Origin of the sequence: Kitasatospora sp. NPDC051914 (assembly GCF_040680995.1) — a bacterium.
GTDB lineage: Bacteria > Actinomycetota > Actinomycetes > Streptomycetales > Streptomycetaceae > Kitasatospora.
Genome location: NZ_JBFAXX010000004.1, coordinates 123404 through 139959, shown reverse-complemented (window position 1 = coordinate 139959; position 16556 = coordinate 123404). Strand labels below are relative to the sequence as shown.

The following is a 16556-nucleotide window of genomic DNA, read 5'->3' as shown; positions in this document are numbered from 1 at the left end:
TTTGTCAATTGCCGAGGACAGCGGCACCCACGGCGGAGCCGGGAGTCAGAGCCGCACACCCCCGAGCAGAAGCGGACGGTCCGCGTCCGAACATCCGGGCGCCGCCAGCCCCGGCAGCACCGCACCCCACAACCGGGCGACCATGCCGGTGCGGGCCACCTCCGGATTGCGCTCGCAGACCAGCAGCACCCCGACGGCCATGGCGGTCAGCGCCATCCCCACCTCGGCCGGCTCCACGCCGTCCCGCAGCTCGCCGCGCTCCGCCGCGGCGGTGAGCAGGGCGCAGACCGGCGCCATCCACTCCGGGGGCCCGCCGTCGGGGCCCAGCGCCAGCCCTTCCGCACGGTCCAGCCGGACGCCGGCCCGGCACACCGGGTCGCCGTCCAGCAGGCGGGCGACCGCCACGGCCACGTCCACCACCGCGTCCAGCCCGGCCCCGGGGCCGTGCGAGGCCACGCAGGCGGCGGTCAGCCGCCGCAGTTCGCGCCGGGCCTCCTCGCGGACGGCGTCGACCAGCTCGCCCTTGGACCTGAAGTGGTAGTAGAGCGCCCCCTTGGACACCCCGGCGGCCCGGCTGATCACATCCAGCCCGGGCAGCGCCTCGCCGCCGAGCACCTCCACCGGCGGCTCGTCGATGACCGACGCCGCGGCGACGATCAAGCGCCGCCTGGTCCGCTCGGCACGCTCCTGACTGGGCACGGCGACCCCACCTCTCCTCTGCGGTCCCGAAGCACAGCGACCCGCGGAACGCATTGAAGCAGACCGGAGTCGCTGTTATAAACAGTGTCAGCTGACGAGATCGCGACAATTATTTCCCCCTGAACCCCACCCATTCGGAAAACGCGGAACTCGGCACATGCCGTCGGCGCGGGGCGCGCCGAAGGCGCGGGGCGCGCCGAAGGCGCGGGGCGCGCCGAAGGCGCGGGGCGCGCCGAAGGCGCGGGGACGGAACGGGGCCCGGCACGCGGGAGCGCGACACGCGCCGGCCGGGCGCGGGGCAGCCGGCGGGCCGGACGGACCGGCCGGGGTGACGGCCGGTCAGCCGGCCGGCACGGCCTCCGGCGCGTGCAGGCGGAGCCGTCCGATCCGCTCCGGCACGGCCAGGCCCGGCAGGATGAAGGCCCAGAGCTCGGCCAGGCGCTCCTCCAGGTCCTCGCGGCGCGTGAAGACCTGGGACACGATCTGCGCGCCGGTGAACGAGCTGACGACGAACCGGGCCGCCGCGTCGACGTCCAGGTCCATCCGGACGGAGCCCTCGCCCTGGGCGCGCAGCAGGAGGGTCCGGACCAGGTCGATGGAGGCCGTGTACGGCCCGGGCGAGGGCTCGGAGAAGGAGCTCTCGATCGCCAGCCGGATGCTCGCGCGCACGGTCGGGCTCTCCCGCAGGGCCGCCGCCATGGCGTACGAGACGTCGATGACGGCCTGCAGGAAGGGGCCCGACGCGGTGGCGGCGGTCTCCAGGGTGCCGACCTCCGCGCCCTGGATCTCCTCCGCGATGGCCTCCTTGGAGGGGAAGTGGAAGTACAGGGCGCCCTTGGTGACACCGGCCCGGGCGAGGATCTCCGACACGCTGGCACCCGCGAAACCGCACTGGTCGAACACCTCGGCCGCGGCCTCGACGATCTTCTGGCGGGTCCGCTCCGCCCTCTCCTGCCTCACCACGGGCTTCCTCCCGACCTCGCTCCGATTCGGAGCGCATCGTAGTGCACTGCGCAGTACATCCGACGAGGAAACAGTCGATCCCGTAGGTTTGTTTCGCGGCACCAAGGCCCGCCGGTCGCAGAAGTGGGCTTGTCAGCCGAGCGGTGTTCCATCGGTACGAACCGGTCGGTATGTGAAAGCGGCCCGCCCGGAGAGGTCTGGGCGGGCCTGGCGGACGGCTGCCGACGCGGTCAGCGGCGGGTGTCGGCGAGGAGTCTGGCCGCGTGCACCCGGCCGGCGTGCTCGACCAGGTTGACCAGCACCTCCTTGCCCGAGGCGCGCATCCGGGCGTCGCACACCACCACCGGGGTCTCCTCGTCCAGGTCGAGCGCGCGGGAGACCTCCTCCGGGCCGAAGTCCCGGGTGCCGGAGAACCGGTTCACCGCCACCACGAACGGGATGCCCCGGTGCTCGAAGAAGTCCACCGCCGGGAAGCAGTCCGTCAGCCGCCGGGTGTCGGCCAGCACCACGGCGCCGAGCGCCCCCTGCGCCAGCTCGTCCCACAGGAACCAGAAGCGGTCCTGGCCGGGGGTGCCGAAGAGGTACACGGACAGGCCGTCCCGGATGGTGATCCGGCCGAAGTCCATCGCCACCGTGGTGGTGGTCTTCTGCTCCACGCCGCCCAGGTCGTCCACGCCGCGGCCGGCCGCCGTCAGCTGCTCCTCGGTGCGCAGCGGACGGATCTCGCTCACCGAGCCGACCAGCGTCGTCTTGCCCACCCCGAAGCCCCCGGCGACCAGGATCTTCAGGGCGAGCACGGAACCGTCAGAGAGCGCGGAGTCCATTGATGACCTCCAGGAGGATGTGCTCGTCGGGGAGCAGGGCGGGCGGGACGGGCCGGCTGACCCGGATGTACTCGGCTTCGAGCAGGTCGCCGAGCAGCACCCGCACCACGCCGAGCGGCAGGTCCACGTCGGCGGCGATCTCCGCGACGGAGAGCGCGTTGCCGCGGCAGATCTCGAGGATGACGGCCTGTTCGGGGCCGACCGGCAGCTCCACGCCCTCGGGCACGTCGCTGACCACCAGCGCGATCAGGTCGAACTGCTGGCCGGACGGCCGGGTGCGGCCCCTGGTCATCGCGTACGGCCGGACCATCGGGCCGGCCGCGTCGTCGAACCACTGGACGGGGACGTCCGGCTGCGGCGGGTAGCCGAACGGGCTGCCGGGCAGGTAGCGGCGCGGCGGGTACGGCATCGGCGTCAACCCCCCACCGTGCCGCGCGGTGCGGCGTACAGGTGCTCGCCGACCCGGCGCACCAGCCGGGCCATCTCGTAGGCGACCAGGCCGAGGTCGGCGTCGGCGGTGGAGAAGACCGCCAGGCAGGTGCCCTCGCCGGCGGCCGCCACGAAGAGGAAGCCGTGCTCGAGTTCGACCATGGTCTGGCGGACCTCGCCGGCGTCGAAGTGCCGTCCGGCACCCTTGGCCAGGCTGTGGAAGCCGGAGGCGACGGCCGCCAGGTGCTCGCCGTCCTCGCGGCCGAGCCCGGCGGAGGTGCCCATCGCCAGGCCGTCGGCGGAGAGCATCACGGCGTATCTGACCTGGGTGACCCGGGAGACGAGCTCGTCGAGCAGCCAGTTGAGCTCTCCCGCGTGGTGCGTGGTGCCGATCATCTGTGCTCTCCTCCGTCGGTGTTCGGTCGGGTCGGTTGCTCGGTGGCACCGCGGGCCCAGCCGCGCTGGAAGGCGGACATCGCGGCACGCGCCTCCTCGGGGTTGCGGCCGACCGGCTGCCCGCCGTCCCGGCGCGGCGCGGGCCGCGGCTTCTCCGGGGCCTCGCGCAGCTGCGGGACGAGGCTGGCCTGGCGCACCCGCCGGGGCAGTTCGCCGTCGCCGGGGCCGGCCGCGGGCGGCTGCGGGGCCGCCGTCCTCGGTGCGGCGGCCGGGACGGGCGGAGGCGCCTGTACGGGCACCGGGCGGCGTGCGGGGACGGCCGGGGCGGGCCGGGCTCCGTCGGCCCGGAACGGGGTGGGGCGCAGCACCCCGGGGTCGGTGCCGAGGGCGCCGAACGGCGCGGCGGTCGGCAGCGGACGTACCGGCGCCGGGGCGGGCCGGGGTGCCGGGGCGGGCCGGGGTGCCGGGGCTGCGGGCGGGGGCGACTCGACCTGGGCGACGACGGGTGCCGGCTGGTGCACGGCGGCGGGCCGGGGCCGTTCGGGCGCGGCCTCCACCGGCACGCCCTCCACCGGCTCGGCGTCCAGCGGCCCGCCCTCCACCGGACGGGTCTCCAGCAGGGCGTTCGGCAGCAGCACCACCGCCGTGGTGCCGCCGTACGCGGAGGGCCGCAGGGCGACCCTGACACCGTGTCGGCGGGCCAGGCGGCTGACCACGAACAGGCCGAGCCGGTCGCTGTCGAAGAGGTCGACCTGCTCGGAGGCCTCGATCCGCCGGTTGGCGTCGGCGAGCGCCTCGGGGCCCATGCCGAGGCCGCGGTCCTCGATCTCCAGTGCGTAGCCGTTGCCGACCTGCTCGCCGCGGACGTGGACCTTGGTGTGCGGCGGGGAGAATCCGGTGGCGTTCTCGACGAGTTCGGCGACCAGGTGGGTGAGGTCGGCGACGGACTGGCCGGCGACCGCCGCGTACGGCAGCCGGTGCACCTCGACCCGCGCGTACTCCTCGACCTCGGCGACGGCGGCCCGGACCACGTCCACCAGCGGGACGGGCCTGCGCCAGGCCCGGCCGGGGGCGGCGCCGGAGAGGATGATCAGGCCCTCGGCGTGGCGCCGCATCCGGGTGGTGAGGTGGTCGAGCCGGAAGAGGTCCTCCAGCTCCGCCGGGTCCTCGGTGCGCCGTTCCATGGCGTCCAGCAGGGTGAGCTGGCGGTGCACCAGGACCTGGCTGCGCCGGGCCAGGTTGACGAAGACGCCGGAGACGCCGGAGAGCACCTCGGCGCGCTCCACGGCGGCGGTGACGGCGGCCCGCTGCACCCGGCCGAGGGCGCCGTGCACCTGTCCGATCTCGTCGCCGCCGTGCGGGCGCAGCGGCGCCTCCGCCTCGATGTCGATCTCCTCGCCGGCGCGCAGCCGCCGCATGGTGCCGGGCAGGGTGCGCCCGGCGAGTTCGAGGGCGGAGTTGCGCAGGCCGATGAGTTCGGTGACCAGGCCGCGGCCGATCTGCACGGAGATCAGCAGGGAGGCGATCACGGCGGCCAGGCCGAGCAGCACGGCCAGGCCCGCGGGGGTGAACAGGCCGAGCGCGTACGGGTCGGAGCGTTCGGTGGCGGCGCTGCCGGCGGCGTGCTGGACGGCGGCGAGGTTGCGGGCGGTGGCGTCGGCGAGGTCGGCCCAGCGGTCGGCGGGGGCGGCCTGGACGGCGGCCCGGCCGTCGGCCGCGTCCCGGACGGCGTCCTCGGCCCGGGCGAGTTCGCGGTAGTCGGCGCCGCCGGTGACGGCGAGCAGGGCGGAGCGGTCGGCGGGGCGCAGGTCGCGGGCGGCGGTCTGTTCGAAGAGCCGGCGGGCGTAGACGGCGGCGCCGAAGTCGCGGTGCTGGGCCTCGTCGAGGCGGCCGGCGGTCTGGCCGGCCCGCAGCAGGGCGTCCTCGCGGGCGAGCAGTTCGCGGGCGCGGGCGAGTTCCAGCAGGACACGGGCGTCGGAGGCGACGCGGTGGTCCTGCAGGGCGGTGACCGAGCCGGTGACCTCCAGGGCGCGGTCGACCGCGGCGGTGTAGGCGGCGTAGGTCTCCGGCCAGCCGGCCTGGTGCTGGAGGACCTTGGCCCGCAGGGCGGGCAGGGCGGCGACGGCGGCGGTGAGTTCGTCGACGCGGCCGGCGGTCTCGGTGCCGAGGCCCTGGGCGTCGGCCCGGTTGTAGCGGTCGGCGAGGCGGAGCGGGCCCGCGGCGCGGTCGGTGGCGGCCGCGGCGTCGCGCAGGGCGTCCTGGCGGCCGGGCTGCCCGCCGGCGAGCAGCTGCCCGGCGGCGGTGCGTTCGGCCTGGAGGCCGGCGACGGTGGCGGCGACCGGCTCGAGCAGGGTCCGGTCGACGGTGCGCAGCTGCAGGGTGTCCCACACGGAGCGGGCGGTGGTGACGGAGGCGAACGACCACAGCGCCATCACCGAGACCACCGGCACCATCAGCAGGGCGACGATCCTGGCACGGACGGTGCGGGGCCGCAGCCGGAGGCGGTGCGCGCGGGCGGCGGGCGCGGCGGGCACGGCGGGCGGATGTCCGGGCTGCTCCTCGCGGGCGTGGGCGCCGCGGTGGCGGCCTGCGGGGCCGGAACGGCCGGGGCTGCGGCCGGTGGTGCCTGGGCCTGCGGCCGACGCACTGCGCGGGGTGCCGCGGCGTACTCGCATGGGGTGGGGTCCTTTCGGACGGTCGGGCCACGTCGTCGCGGAACGGGCGGCGGGTCAGGCCGCGCGGTCGAGCTCGGTCGGATTGAGGTCCTCGATGGCGAGCTCGCCGGCCTCGCGATAGGCAGCGCGCTCCTGGGCGGTCGGGGACAGTGCGACGAACGCGGAGGTGAGGAAGAGGAAGGAGCCGAGGCCGACCGCCAGCGGGAAGACGAACTGCATCGGGGTGGCACCGCCGAGCTCGGTGCGGGACGGGTCCATGTGCACGTGGACGGCGGCCATGCCGGTGTAGTGCATGCAGCTGACCGCGACGCCCATCACCAGTGCGGCGCCGCCGGCGGCGACCGCGTTGCGGATGGTGACGGCGGCCCAGAGCGCGGCGGTGGCGGCGCCGACGGCGACCGCGACCGACAGCAGGACGGTGGCCGGGGTGTACTCGACGTTGCCGTGCAGCCGCAGGGCCGCCATGCCGAGGTAGTGCATCGCGGCGACCCCGACACCGGTGGTGAGGCCGCCCAGCAGCAGGCTGCGGCCGCGGTGCCGGCCGTAGCCGACGGTGAAGACGCCGATGCCGACGACGACCACGGCGACCACCAGGCTGAGCACGGTCAGCGGGACGTCGTAGCGCAGCTCGGTGCCGTCGACGGAGAAGCCGAACATGGCGATGAAGTGCATGGTCCAGATGCCGGAGCCGATCGCCGCGGCGGCGGTGAGCAGCCAGTTGCGGCGGGAGGGGCCGGTCGCGGAGAGCGCCCGGAGCGTGCACCGCAGCCCGAGTGCGGCGCCGACGCAGGCCATCAGGTACGAGACGGCCGGTGTGATCCAGCCGAAACTGAGGTGGTTCAGGGTTCCCATCGGGGCCTCCGGCGGACGTGACCTGACGGTCGGTCATATGCCGATCGCATGTGCGAAGGGACTCTCGGATGCGGAGGACGCTACCCAGCGTCCGCAAGCAGTCACCCGAAGATGTGAAAAGCTGCCCGCCCTTCGCGGCGAGTGTGCTCGAATGGGGAGGCTCCGTGTGCCGTCCACCCTGACGGGCTGTCATGCCCGGTTGCGGACAGGGCCCGTCGCACGTCCTTCTGCCCGCTCCGGGGCGCCGTTGGGGTCACGCCCACGACGGCCCGCACGACGCGCCCCACCGTTGCGCGGGGGCATCCCTCCCCCACGGTCGCGTCGACCGTGGTGGCCCTCTCCCACCCCCAGCGGGCCCCGTGAAGGAGCCCGTTCCCCCATGCCCCTGTCCTGACCCGTTCCCGGGCCGCCGTCACGGCGACGGCGGTCACCTGCGGCCTGGCGGTGTCAGGGCTCCCCACCCAGGGGCGCGAGGTGTCCCCAGCGCCCCGGGTGCCCAACTGCTTCGGTGGCGAGTGCTACCTCCGGGTGAGGCGGATGCGGACGGGGCCGCGGGCCTCGAGGGTGATGGCCTGACCGAGGGGCACCTCGGTGTCGACGGCCTCCACCTCGAACTCCCGCAGCAGCGCCCCCAGGGCCAGCACCGACTCCAGCATCGAGAAGTGCTGGCCGATGCAGGCCCGCGGGCCGCCGCCGAACGGGAACCAGGCGTAGCGGTGCCGTCCGGCCTCCCGCTCCGGGGTGAAGCGGTCGGGGTCGAAGCGCTCCGGATCCTCCCAGTGGCCGGGGTGCCGGTGCGTCACGTACGGGGTGACCAGGACGTCCGAGCCGGCCGGGATGTGCACCCCGCCGATCTCGCAGTCCACCACCGAGCGGCGGCCGATCACCGCGGCGGCCGGGAACAGCCGCATGGCCTCCTTGAGGACGGTGGTGGTGTACGGCAGTGCGGCGAGGTCCTCGGCGCGCGGTGCGCGGTCGCCGAGGACCGCCTCGACCTCCTCGCGGGCCCGCTTCTGGTGTTCGGGGTGCTTGCCGAGCAGGTGCAGGGCGAAGGCCAGCGAGGTGGCGGTGGTCTCGTGGCCGGCGAGCAGGAAGATCAGGACCTGGTCGCGGAGTTCGGCGGCGTCCAGCTGTTCGCCGTCCTCGCCGCGGGCGGCGGCGAGCAGCCCGAGCAGGTCGTCGGACTCCTGTCCGGCCCGGCGGGCGATGATGCCGTCGCACACGGCGTACAGTTCGCGTTCGGCGGCCTGGGCCTCCCGGTTGCCGGGGGTGGGCCACTGCCGGGGGATGCGGACGGGGGCGAAGCCGCGGTCGCGGACGTAGGCGCCGAGCACCGGGAAGGACCGGCGGACGGCGCCTATCGCCTCCTCCACGTCGGTGCCGAAGAGGATCCGGGCGACGGCGCGCAGCGCGAACCGGGACATCTCCTCGGCCGCGTCGACCACGCCGTCCGGCACCGCGGCCCAGCGCTCGACCAGGGCGGCGGACTCCAGGGCGACGGCGTCCGCGTAGGTGTCGACCCGCCGCTTGGTGAACAGCGGCTGGACGAGCCGGCGCTGGCGCTGGTAGTCGGCGTCCTGCGAGGTGAGCAGGCCGTTGCCGAGGCTGAGCCGGACCTCCTCGTACATGGTGTTGTCCTTGCGGAAGTCCGCGGCGCGGGTGGCGAGCACCTGCTGCGCCCCTTCCGGGGAGAACACCATGAAGAACTCGACGCGCAGGCCGGGCGGCCCGGCGGTGAACCGCACCACGTCGCCGTGCTCGCGGTGGGCGGCGAGGTAGGCGGCCAGCGGGTCGCGGGTCAGGTCGAGCATCGAACCGATCAGCGGCAGCCCGGTCGGGCCCGGTGTCCTCGTGGTGGCCTGCACTGTCTCCCCCTCCGGTTGGATCACTCCTGTGCCCAAGCTAACTGAGCATCCGTCAGGGGGCCAGGGTGTGTCCCGCGGATCGGGACACACCCCGGGCGCCGTACGGCCGGCGGGGTCACTCGTACTCGGTGCCGCCCTTGCGGGTCAGGTAGGCGCCGCCGACGGCCTTGGCCACGGCCCGGCCGCCGGTCACCGGGCTGTACCGCTCGGTCTGCGGCCGGACGACCACGCCCTCGCGGATGTGGAGTTCCTTGCCGGAGACGGTCTCCCGGCCCTCGGCGAGCTCCAGCACGACCGCCTGGTCGTACGGGCCGCGCCACAGCTCGGGGACGACGGGCAGTTCCCCGGCGAGCACCTCGGCGGCGTCCAGCCAGCGCAGTTGCCCGTCGACGACGGCCGACACGTCGAAGACCGCGTAGCCGGGCAGCTCGGTACGGCCGGAGGCGCCGTAGGTGAGGTCCTGCACTCCGGCGCCGAAGACCTCGCCGAAGACGCCGACCCGGCTGGCGCCGAGCCGCTCGGCCAGGGCGGCGGCCACCTCGGGAACACCGTGCGCCCGCACCGCGCGCCAGTAGAGGTTGCCGCCGTCCTCCTTGAGCGCCAGGCCCTGGGCGCCGATGCCCTTGGAGGAGACCTGCACCTCGCCGGACTCGGCGTGGTACGTGACCAGGCAGCAGCTGCCGTGCACCTTCTCGGTGACGACGACGGGCTCGCCGGGCTCGAAGACGGTCGGGAAGCGCTTGAGGTTCTCGATGTCGACCCAGGGCAGCAGGTCGGGGGCGGCCTCGACGTCGCCGTTCATCGCGGTCGGGATCGGCGGCCGCCACTTGGTGATGCCGAGCAGCTCCGCGAAGTCCTCGCCGCTGTCGGCGGCGGCGGACAGGTCGACGGCGTCCAGCGCGCGCGGGCGGCAGACGATGCCCTGGGAGAGCTCGCCGCGCAGCCGTACGGCCTTGACGCGGTCGGCGTTGGAGCCGGCGAGGCGCCCGGTCAGTCCGAGCTCCTCGATCAGGCCGGCGGGCAGCACGGCCTGCTCGGGGATGTACACGGCGGTCTCGCCGGTCCGGTACGCGCCCTTGGCCACCACCGCGCGGTAGAGGCCGATCTGCGCGAGCTCCAGGGCGTCGGCGTTCGGGTGCTCCAGGATGGTCAGGCGTTCCGCGGTGACTCGCAGTGTGGACATGGGCGTCCCTCCCCCGTTGTCGTGAGGGGGACCACTCTGACGGGCGGCCGGCGACCGGGGCCAGGGATTTTCCCGCCGGGGCATCGCACATACCAGCCGGAAGCCATCTGCATGTTGGCCTGTGCGATGAAACAGGGGACGTCCGGACCGCAGGTGCGACAGTATGATCGGCGTTGTCACCGCACCTCCGCGCCTCCCAGCGGCGCGGCAGAAGGGGAACCCCGATGAGCACCGCCAGACGCCGTTCCGCCGTTGCCGTCCTCGCCGCCGCGGCACTCGCCGCCGGCCTCACCGCCTGCGGCAGCAGCGGTTCGGGCAGCACCACCGCACCGACGTCCGCCGCCTCCGCGGGGACCGCGTCCTCCGCCGCCAAGGTGTCCGGCAGCATCACCGTCTTCGCCGCCGCCTCGCTCAAGGAGTCCTTCACCCAGCTGGGCAAGAAGTTCGAGGCCGCCAATCCCGGCACCAAGATCACCTTCAACTTCGGCGGCAGCTCGGCGCTCGCCCGGAGCATCGTCTCCGGCGCGCCCGCGGACGTCTTCGCCGCCGCCAGCCCGGCCACCATGAAGACCGTCACCGACGCCGAGGCGGCGAACGGCGAGCCCGAGGTGTTCGTCAAGAACACCCTCGAGATCGCCGTCCCCAAGGGCAACCCCAAGCACATCACCGGCCTCAAGGACCTCACCGGCGTCGAGGTCGCGCTCTGTGCACAGCAGGTGCCCTGCGGCGCCGCCGCCGTGAAGGCCCTCGACGCGGCCGGTGTGAAGCTCACCCCGGTCACCCTGGAGCAGGACGTCAAGGGCGCCCTCACCAAGGTCGAGCTCGGCGAGGTCGACGCCTCGCTCGTGTACCGGACCGATGTGAAGGCCGATGCTGCGAAGATCGACGGCGTGGAATTCCCCGAGGCCGCCAAGGCCGTGAACGACTACCCGATCGCCGCCCTCGCCAAGGCGCCCAACGCCGCGGCCGCGGCCGCCTTCGTCGAGTACATCCGGTCGCCCGAGGCCGCGCAGGCCCTCACCGCGGCGGGCTTCCAGACCCCGTGACGACCGCACCGGCCGAGACCCGCCGCCGCACCCGGCGCGGCGGCGGGCGGGTGCCGTACGCCCTGCTCCTCCCGGCCCTGCTGGGCCTGGCCTTCCTCGTCCTGCCGCTGGCCGGTCTGCTGGTCCGCGCGCCGTGGAGCGCGCTGCCCGAGCAACTCTCCAGCCCGGAGGTCTGGCAGGCCCTGAAGCTCTCACTGATCTGCGCAACGGCGGCCACGGGGGTGTCGCTGGTGCTCGGAGTGCCGCTGGCCTGGCTGCTCGCCCGCACCGAGCTGCCGGGCCGGCGGCTGGTGCGGGCCCTGGTGACACTGCCGCTGGTGCTGCCGCCGGTGGTCGGCGGCGTCGCCCTGCTGCTCGTCCTCGGCCGCAACGGCATCGTCGGCCGCTGGCTGGACTCCGCCTTCGGCATCACCCTGCCGTTCACCACACCCGGCGTGGTGCTCGCCGAGGCGTTCGTCGCCATGCCGTTCCTGGTGATCAGCGTGGAGGGGGCGCTGCGCGCCGCCGACCCGCGCTACGAGGAGGCCGCCGCCACGCTCGGCGCCTCCCGGCTCACCGCCTTCCGCCGGGTCACCCTGCCGCTGATCGCCCCCGGCATCGGGGCCGGCGCGGTGCTGGCCTGGGCGCGGGCGCTCGGCGAGTTCGGCGCGACGATCACCTTCGCCGGCAACTTCCCGGGCCGCACCCAGACCATGCCGCTCGCCGTCTACCTGGCGATGGAGTCCGAGCCGGAGGCCGCGATCGCGCTCAGCCTCGTCCTGCTCGCCGTCTCCATCGCCGTCCTGGCCGGCCTGCGGGAACGCTGGATGTCGACCCCGTGACCCCCCGGAGCCCCCGATGACCCCGCCCGCCCTGGACGCCCGGCTGCGGGTCGACCGCCCCGCCTTCCGGCTCGACCTCACCCTCACCGCCGCCCCCGGCGAGGTCGTCGCCCTGCTCGGCCCCAACGGCGCCGGCAAGTCCACCGCCCTGCGCGCGCTCGCCGGGCTCCTCCCGCTCACCGCCGGCCGGCTCGCCCTCGACGGCACCGTGCTGGAGGACCCGGCGACCGGGCTGCACACCCCCGCCGAGGAACGCCCGGTCGGCGTGGTCTTCCAGGACTACCTGCTCTTCCCGCACCTCGGCGCCCTCGACAACATCGCCTTCGGCCTGCGCTGCCAGGGCCTGCGCAAGGCCGCCGCCCGGGCGGCCGCCCTGCCCTGGCTGGAGCGGATGGGCCTCGCCGAGCACGCCGCCACCCGCCCGCGCAGCCTCTCCGGCGGCCAGGCCCAGCGGGTGGCCCTCGCCCGGGCGCTCGCGGTGCGGCCCAGGCTGCTGCTGCTGGACGAGCCGCTGGCCGCCCTGGACGCCCGGACCAGGCTGGAGGTGCGGGCCCAACTGCGCCGCCACCTGGCCGAGTTCGAGGCGGTGGCGGTGCTCGTCACGCACGATCCGCTGGACGCCATGGTGCTCGCCGACCGGCTGGTGGTGATCGAGGACGGCCGCGAGGTGCAGTCCGGCGCACCCGCCGACATCGCCCGCCACCCGCGCACCGACTACATCGCCCGCCTGGTCGGCCTCAACCTCTACCGCGGCACCGCCGACGGCCACACCGTCACCCTGCCGGACGGCACCGCCCTCACCACCTCCGAGGAACTCGCCGGCCCGGCCTTCGTGGCCTTCCCGCCGGCCGCCGTCACCCTGCACCGCGGCCGCCCCGACTCCAGCGCCCGCAACGCCTGGCCGCTCACCGTCGCCGGACTCGACCTGCACGGCGACCGGATCCGGGTCGACCTGACCGGCCCGCTGCCGCTCGCCGCCGACCTCACCCCCACCGCCGCGGCCGAGCTCGACCTCACCCCCGGCAGCGAGGTCTGGGCCACCGTCAAGGCCGCCCAGACGCACGCCTACCCGGCCTGATACGGCCCGTCAGGCCGGGGCGACGAAGCCGGATTCGTAGGCGGTGACCACGGCCTGGGTGCGGTCGCGGGCGCCGAGCTTGGCGAGGACGCTGCTGACGTGGGTCTTGACGGTCTGCACGCCGAGGAAGAGCTCGGCGGCGATCTCCGCGTTGGACAGGCCGCGGGCCACCAGGCGCAGCACCTCGGCCTCCCGGTCGGTGAGGCCGGCGCGGGCCACGGCCTCGGCGGCGGACCGGTTGGCGCGGCCCGCGGCGAGGCTGCGGATGGCGGCCGGGAAGAGCAGGGAATCACCGGCCGCGGCGAGCCGGACGGCGTGCACGATCTCGGCCGGACGGGCCCGCTTGAGCAGGAAGCCGTCGGCGCCGGCCCGCAGCGCCTCGTACACGTAGTCGTCGTTCTCGAAGGTGGTGAGGACGAGGATGCGCGGCGGGGCGTCCGCGTCCCGGAGGATCGCGCGGGTGGCGGTGAGCCCGTCCACCTCGGGCATCCGCACGTCCATCAGGACCACGTCGGGGCGCAGCGAGCGGACCAGTCCGAGGGCGGCCGCGCCGTCCGCGGCCTCCCCCACCACGCGCAGGTCGCCCTGGGCCTCCAGGACGGCCCGCAGCCCGGTCCGGACGAGTTCCTCGTCGTCCACCAGCAGGATGTCGATCATTCGGCCAACCGTAGTGGCAGCCGGACGGCCAGCACCCAGTCGCCGTCCTCGCGGCCGGCCCCGGCCTCGCCGCCGAGCAGCGCGGCCCGCTCCCGGACGCCGCGCAGCCCTCGGCCGCCGCCGCGGGCCGGCCGACCGCCGGCCGGGACGGCCACCAGGGCGGTGGCGCAGCGGAGTTCGAGCCGGCCGCCCTCGATCGCGGCGCGGATCCGGATCGGTGCGCCGGGGGCGTGCTTGAGGGCGTTGGTGACGCCCTCCTGGACGATCCGGTAGGCCTCGCGGGAGAGCACGCCGGTCAGCCGGGCGGCGGCCGGGTCGACGCTCGCCTCGACCGGGCTGCCGGCCGCCCGGGCGGCGTCGAAGAGGGCCGCGACCCGGTCGAGCCCCGGCTGTTCGGCGGCGGTCTCCTCGGGGGTGTCGCGGAGCAGGAGGAGCATCCGTTCGAGGTCCTCCATGGCCTGCCGCCCGGTGGTCTCGATGGCCTCCAGGGCCTTGTCCCGGAAGGCCGGGTCGGCGACCTCCCGGGCCGCCCCGGCCTGCAGCACGGTGACGGTGAGCGCGTGCCCGACGGAGTCGTGCAGTTCGCGGGCCAGCCGGTTGCGTTCCAGCAGGCGTTCGGCGCGCAGTTCCGCGGCGGCCAGCCGGTCGGCCGCGGAGGGGCCCAGCAGCCGGACGGCCAGGGCGAGTTGGAGCCGGCCTGCGAGCACGACCAGCCACAGCAGGGCGAGGACGAGCACCGGCAGCAGCAGCGGCCCGTACGGCGGGGCGTGCAGCAGGCGGGTGCCCAGGTCCAGCGCGCGGACGGTCGCCAGGCCGACCCCGAAGCCCAGCGCGACCCGGGCCACCAGCCACAGCGCCGTCCGGCCGCGGTCGGCCCAGCCCGCCGAGGGGGCGGCGCCGATCGACTCCTCCCGGTCGGGCGCCAGCAGCAGCCTGGCCTGCACCCCCTCGGCGCGCCGGGTGGCCGGGAGCAGCGCGGCCAGGCAGAGCAGCGCGGCGTCCAGGGCGGCGCCGAGGGCCACCGTCTCCGGCAGCGGCCGGCCCGGCTCGATGCCCGGGTAGACGAGCAGGACGACGCCGACGAACACCGTGCCGATCAGCAGGTGCAGCCAGCGGGCGTAGGTGGCGGCCCGGAACAGCGGGGCGAGGAAGGGTGGCACGGCGCCATCGTGCCAGGCCGGCGCGGTGGGCGGCCTCCCTCCCGGGAGGGAGGCGGTCCACTCCCGGGAGGGATCTCCCGGCGCCGCCGGCCCGGTTGGCTGGAGGCATCGACCAGGGAGGTACGACGGTGATCGAGGTCAGGAACCTGACCAAGCGGTACGGCGCGACCACGGCCGTGGACGGGCTGGACTTCCGCGTGGAACCGGGCCGGGTGACGGGCTTCCTCGGCCCGAACGGGGCCGGGAAGTCCACCACGCTGCGGATGGTGCTCGGCCTGGACCGGCCGACCGCCGGCGAGGCACTGGTGCACGGCCGGCCGTACGCCGAACTCGAGGCGCCGCTGCGCCAGGTGGGCGCCCTGCTCGACGCCCACGCGGTGCACGGCGGCCGGACGGCCCGCGGCCACCTGCGCTGGCTGGCGGCGAGCAACGGACTGCCGCGGCGCCGGATCGAGGAGGTGCTGGAGCAGGTCGGCCTCGGCGCGGCCGCGGACCGCCGGATCAAGGGCTTCTCGCTCGGCATGCGGCAGCGGCTCGGGGTGGCGGCGGCACTGCTCGGCGACCCGCCGGTGCTGCTGCTCGACGAGCCGGTGAACGGCCTGGACCCGGAGGGCATCCGGTGGATCCGCACCCTGCTGCGCGGCCTCGCCGCGGAGGGCCGGGCGGTGCTGGTCTCCTCCCATCTGATGGCGGAGATGGCGCTCACCGCGGACCACCTGGTGGTGGTCGGCCGGGGCCGGCTGCTGGCCGACCTCACCACCGACGGGTTCCTGGCGCGGCACGGCCGCTCCAGGGTCCGGGTCCGCGCGGTCGACCCGGTCAAGCTGGCCGACCTGCTGCGCGGTTCGGGCACGGCGGCCGAGCCGGTCGAGGGCTCCGGCGGGGCCTGGGAGGTCTTCGGCACCACCTCGGAGGAGATCGGCGCGCTGGCCGCCCGGCACGGCGTCGCCCTGTACGAACTGTCCGTCCAGCAGGACTCGTTGGAGGAGGCTTTCATGCGGATGACCGCGGACGCCGTGGAGTACCGGGCGGTGGCGGCATGACCACCTCGCTCGCCCTGCGCGCCGAGTGGGCCAAGTTCACCACGCTGCGCTCCCAGTGGATCACCCCGCTGATCGCGGTGCTGCTCACCGCCGGCATCACCGCGGCGGTGCAGGCCGCGTACGGCGAGGTCGACCGTTCCCTGAGGGACGACCCCGCCGAGGGCATCTACTACGGCATGCTCTTCGGCCACGTCGCGGTGGTGGCGAGCGGCATCCTGCTGATCGGCCAGGAGTACGCCTCCGACACGGTACGGGCCTCGCTGGCGGCGGTGCCGCGGCGCGGCCGGTTCTACGCCGGGAAGCTGATGCTGGGCACCGGGATCGGACTGGTGGTCGGCCTGCTCTCGGTGGCGGGCGCGCACCTGGCGACCTCCGCCACCGTAGGCCTCGACCTCGGGCAGCCCGGCGCGGTGCGCAGCATCGTGGCCGGGGTGCTCTACCACCCGCTGCTGCTGGTCCTCTGCCTCGGCCTCACCGCGATGCTGCGCAACCTCACCGCGGCGATCGGCCTGCTGACGCCCGCGGTCTTCCTCGGCACGACCTTCCTCACCGCGGTGCCCGGGGTCCGCGAGGCGGCGTACTTCCTGCCGGACCGGGCCGGCCTGTACGCGACGCGGTACCTCACCGACCCGGCCGTCCCCTACGGGCACTGGACGGGACTGCTGGTGATGGCGCTGTGGGCGGCCGCCGCCGCCTGGGGCGGGCTGCTCTCGCTGCAGCGGAACGACGCCTGACACCCGAGGGCGCGTGCCGGCGGAGCCGACCCGGACCCGTCGGCATACGCCCTATAGGGTGTGGCCCGTGCACCTGACTGTTCTGCCGCCGCCCGCCGCCTGAGCGGGCGGCGAGGCCACGGAAGACCGTG

Annotated in this window: 16 protein-coding genes; 5 read left to right on the top strand and 11 right to left on the bottom strand. The window is 75.2% G+C overall.

The features are described 5' to 3' along the window. Positions 1-45 precede the first annotated feature (45 nt). The 9 genes from AB0M03_RS04900 to AB0M03_RS04860 all read right to left on the bottom strand — a co-directional run bounded on the left by AB0M03_RS04900 (position 46) and on the right by AB0M03_RS04860 (position 9886). A complete protein-coding gene (locus tag AB0M03_RS04900; protein WP_363488461.1) occupies positions 46-699 on the bottom strand; it encodes a TetR/AcrR family transcriptional regulator in 654 nt (217 codons plus the stop codon). Between the two features lie 339 nt (positions 700-1038). Beyond that, the gene (locus AB0M03_RS04895) at positions 1039-1659 is read right to left on the bottom strand and encodes a ScbR family autoregulator-binding transcription factor (protein ID WP_363488459.1); all 621 of its coding nucleotides are present in this window, start codon (positions 1657-1659) and stop codon (positions 1039-1041) included. Positions 1660-1892: 233 nt separating this feature from the next. Further along, positions 1893-2486 carry an ATP/GTP-binding protein gene (locus tag AB0M03_RS04890; protein ID WP_363488457.1) on the bottom strand — a complete coding sequence of 198 codons (594 nt, stop codon included), beginning with the start codon at positions 2484-2486 and terminating at the stop codon, positions 1893-1895. Next, positions 2467-2796, bottom strand: a complete 330-nt coding sequence (locus AB0M03_RS04885; protein ID WP_363488554.1) for a DUF742 domain-containing protein — start codon at positions 2794-2796, stop codon at positions 2467-2469. Before AB0M03_RS04885 ends, AB0M03_RS04890 begins: the two co-directional genes overlap by 20 nt. Before the next feature lie 104 nt (positions 2797-2900). Continuing rightward, positions 2901-3311 carry a roadblock/LC7 domain-containing protein gene (locus AB0M03_RS04880; protein WP_363488455.1) on the bottom strand — a complete coding sequence of 137 codons (411 nt, stop codon included), beginning with the start codon at positions 3309-3311 and terminating at the stop codon, positions 2901-2903. Then, positions 3308-5986, bottom strand: a complete 2679-nt coding sequence (locus tag AB0M03_RS04875; protein ID WP_363488453.1) for an ATP-binding protein — start codon at positions 5984-5986, stop codon at positions 3308-3310. The genes AB0M03_RS04880 and AB0M03_RS04875 overlap by 4 nt, the downstream gene beginning before the upstream one ends. 54 nt (positions 5987-6040) lie before the next feature. Then, a complete protein-coding gene (locus tag AB0M03_RS04870; RefSeq protein ID WP_363488451.1) occupies positions 6041-6838 on the bottom strand; it encodes an MHYT domain-containing protein in 798 nt (265 codons plus the stop codon). A gap of 518 nt (positions 6839-7356) precedes the next feature. Continuing rightward, positions 7357-8703 (bottom strand): cytochrome P450, encoded by a 1347-nt coding sequence (locus AB0M03_RS04865; RefSeq protein ID WP_363488449.1) that lies wholly within the window; start codon positions 8701-8703, stop codon positions 7357-7359. Positions 8704-8818: 115 nt separating this feature from the next. Then, on the bottom strand, positions 8819-9886 hold the full coding sequence (locus tag AB0M03_RS04860) for an RNA ligase (ATP) (RefSeq protein ID WP_363488447.1): 1068 nt from the start codon (positions 9884-9886) through the stop codon (positions 8819-8821). 224 nt (positions 9887-10110) lie between these two features. Between AB0M03_RS04860 and modA the strand changes: the two genes are divergently transcribed. Genes modA through AB0M03_RS04845 form a run of 3 tightly spaced genes read left to right on the top strand, consistent with a single transcriptional unit; the run spans position 10111 to position 12831 of the window. Next, complete coding sequence (gene modA / locus AB0M03_RS04855; RefSeq protein WP_363488445.1) at positions 10111-10932, top strand: molybdate ABC transporter substrate-binding protein; 822 nt, start codon at positions 10111-10113, stop codon at positions 10930-10932. Positions 10933-10982: 50 nt separating this feature from the next. Further along, positions 10983-11753 carry an ABC transporter permease gene (locus AB0M03_RS04850; RefSeq protein WP_363488552.1) on the top strand — a complete coding sequence of 257 codons (771 nt, stop codon included), beginning with the start codon at positions 10983-10985 and terminating at the stop codon, positions 11751-11753. 16 nt (positions 11754-11769) lie between these two features. After that, positions 11770-12831: an ABC transporter ATP-binding protein gene (locus tag AB0M03_RS04845; protein WP_363488443.1), complete on the top strand. Its 1062-nt coding sequence runs from the start codon at positions 11770-11772 to the stop codon at positions 12829-12831. Between the two features lie 9 nt (positions 12832-12840). Here the strand turns inward: AB0M03_RS04845 and AB0M03_RS04840 are convergent, their stop codons facing one another. Both AB0M03_RS04840 and AB0M03_RS04835 read right to left on the bottom strand, forming a co-directional pair. After that, positions 12841-13488, bottom strand: a complete 648-nt coding sequence (locus AB0M03_RS04840; protein ID WP_363488441.1) for a response regulator transcription factor — start codon at positions 13486-13488, stop codon at positions 12841-12843. Further along, positions 13485-14648 (bottom strand): histidine kinase, encoded by a 1164-nt coding sequence (locus AB0M03_RS04835; protein ID WP_363488439.1) that lies wholly within the window; start codon positions 14646-14648, stop codon positions 13485-13487. Before AB0M03_RS04835 ends, AB0M03_RS04840 begins: the two co-directional genes overlap by 4 nt. A gap of 128 nt (positions 14649-14776) precedes the next feature. Between AB0M03_RS04835 and AB0M03_RS04830 the strand changes: the two genes are divergently transcribed. Then, the gene (locus tag AB0M03_RS04830) at positions 14777-15691 is read left to right on the top strand and encodes an ABC transporter ATP-binding protein (protein WP_363488437.1); all 915 of its coding nucleotides are present in this window, start codon (positions 14777-14779) and stop codon (positions 15689-15691) included. Beyond that, a complete protein-coding gene (locus AB0M03_RS04825; RefSeq protein ID WP_363488435.1) occupies positions 15688-16425 on the top strand; it encodes a hypothetical protein in 738 nt (245 codons plus the stop codon). The genes AB0M03_RS04830 and AB0M03_RS04825 overlap by 4 nt, the downstream gene beginning before the upstream one ends. Positions 16426-16556: the final 131 nt, after the last annotated feature.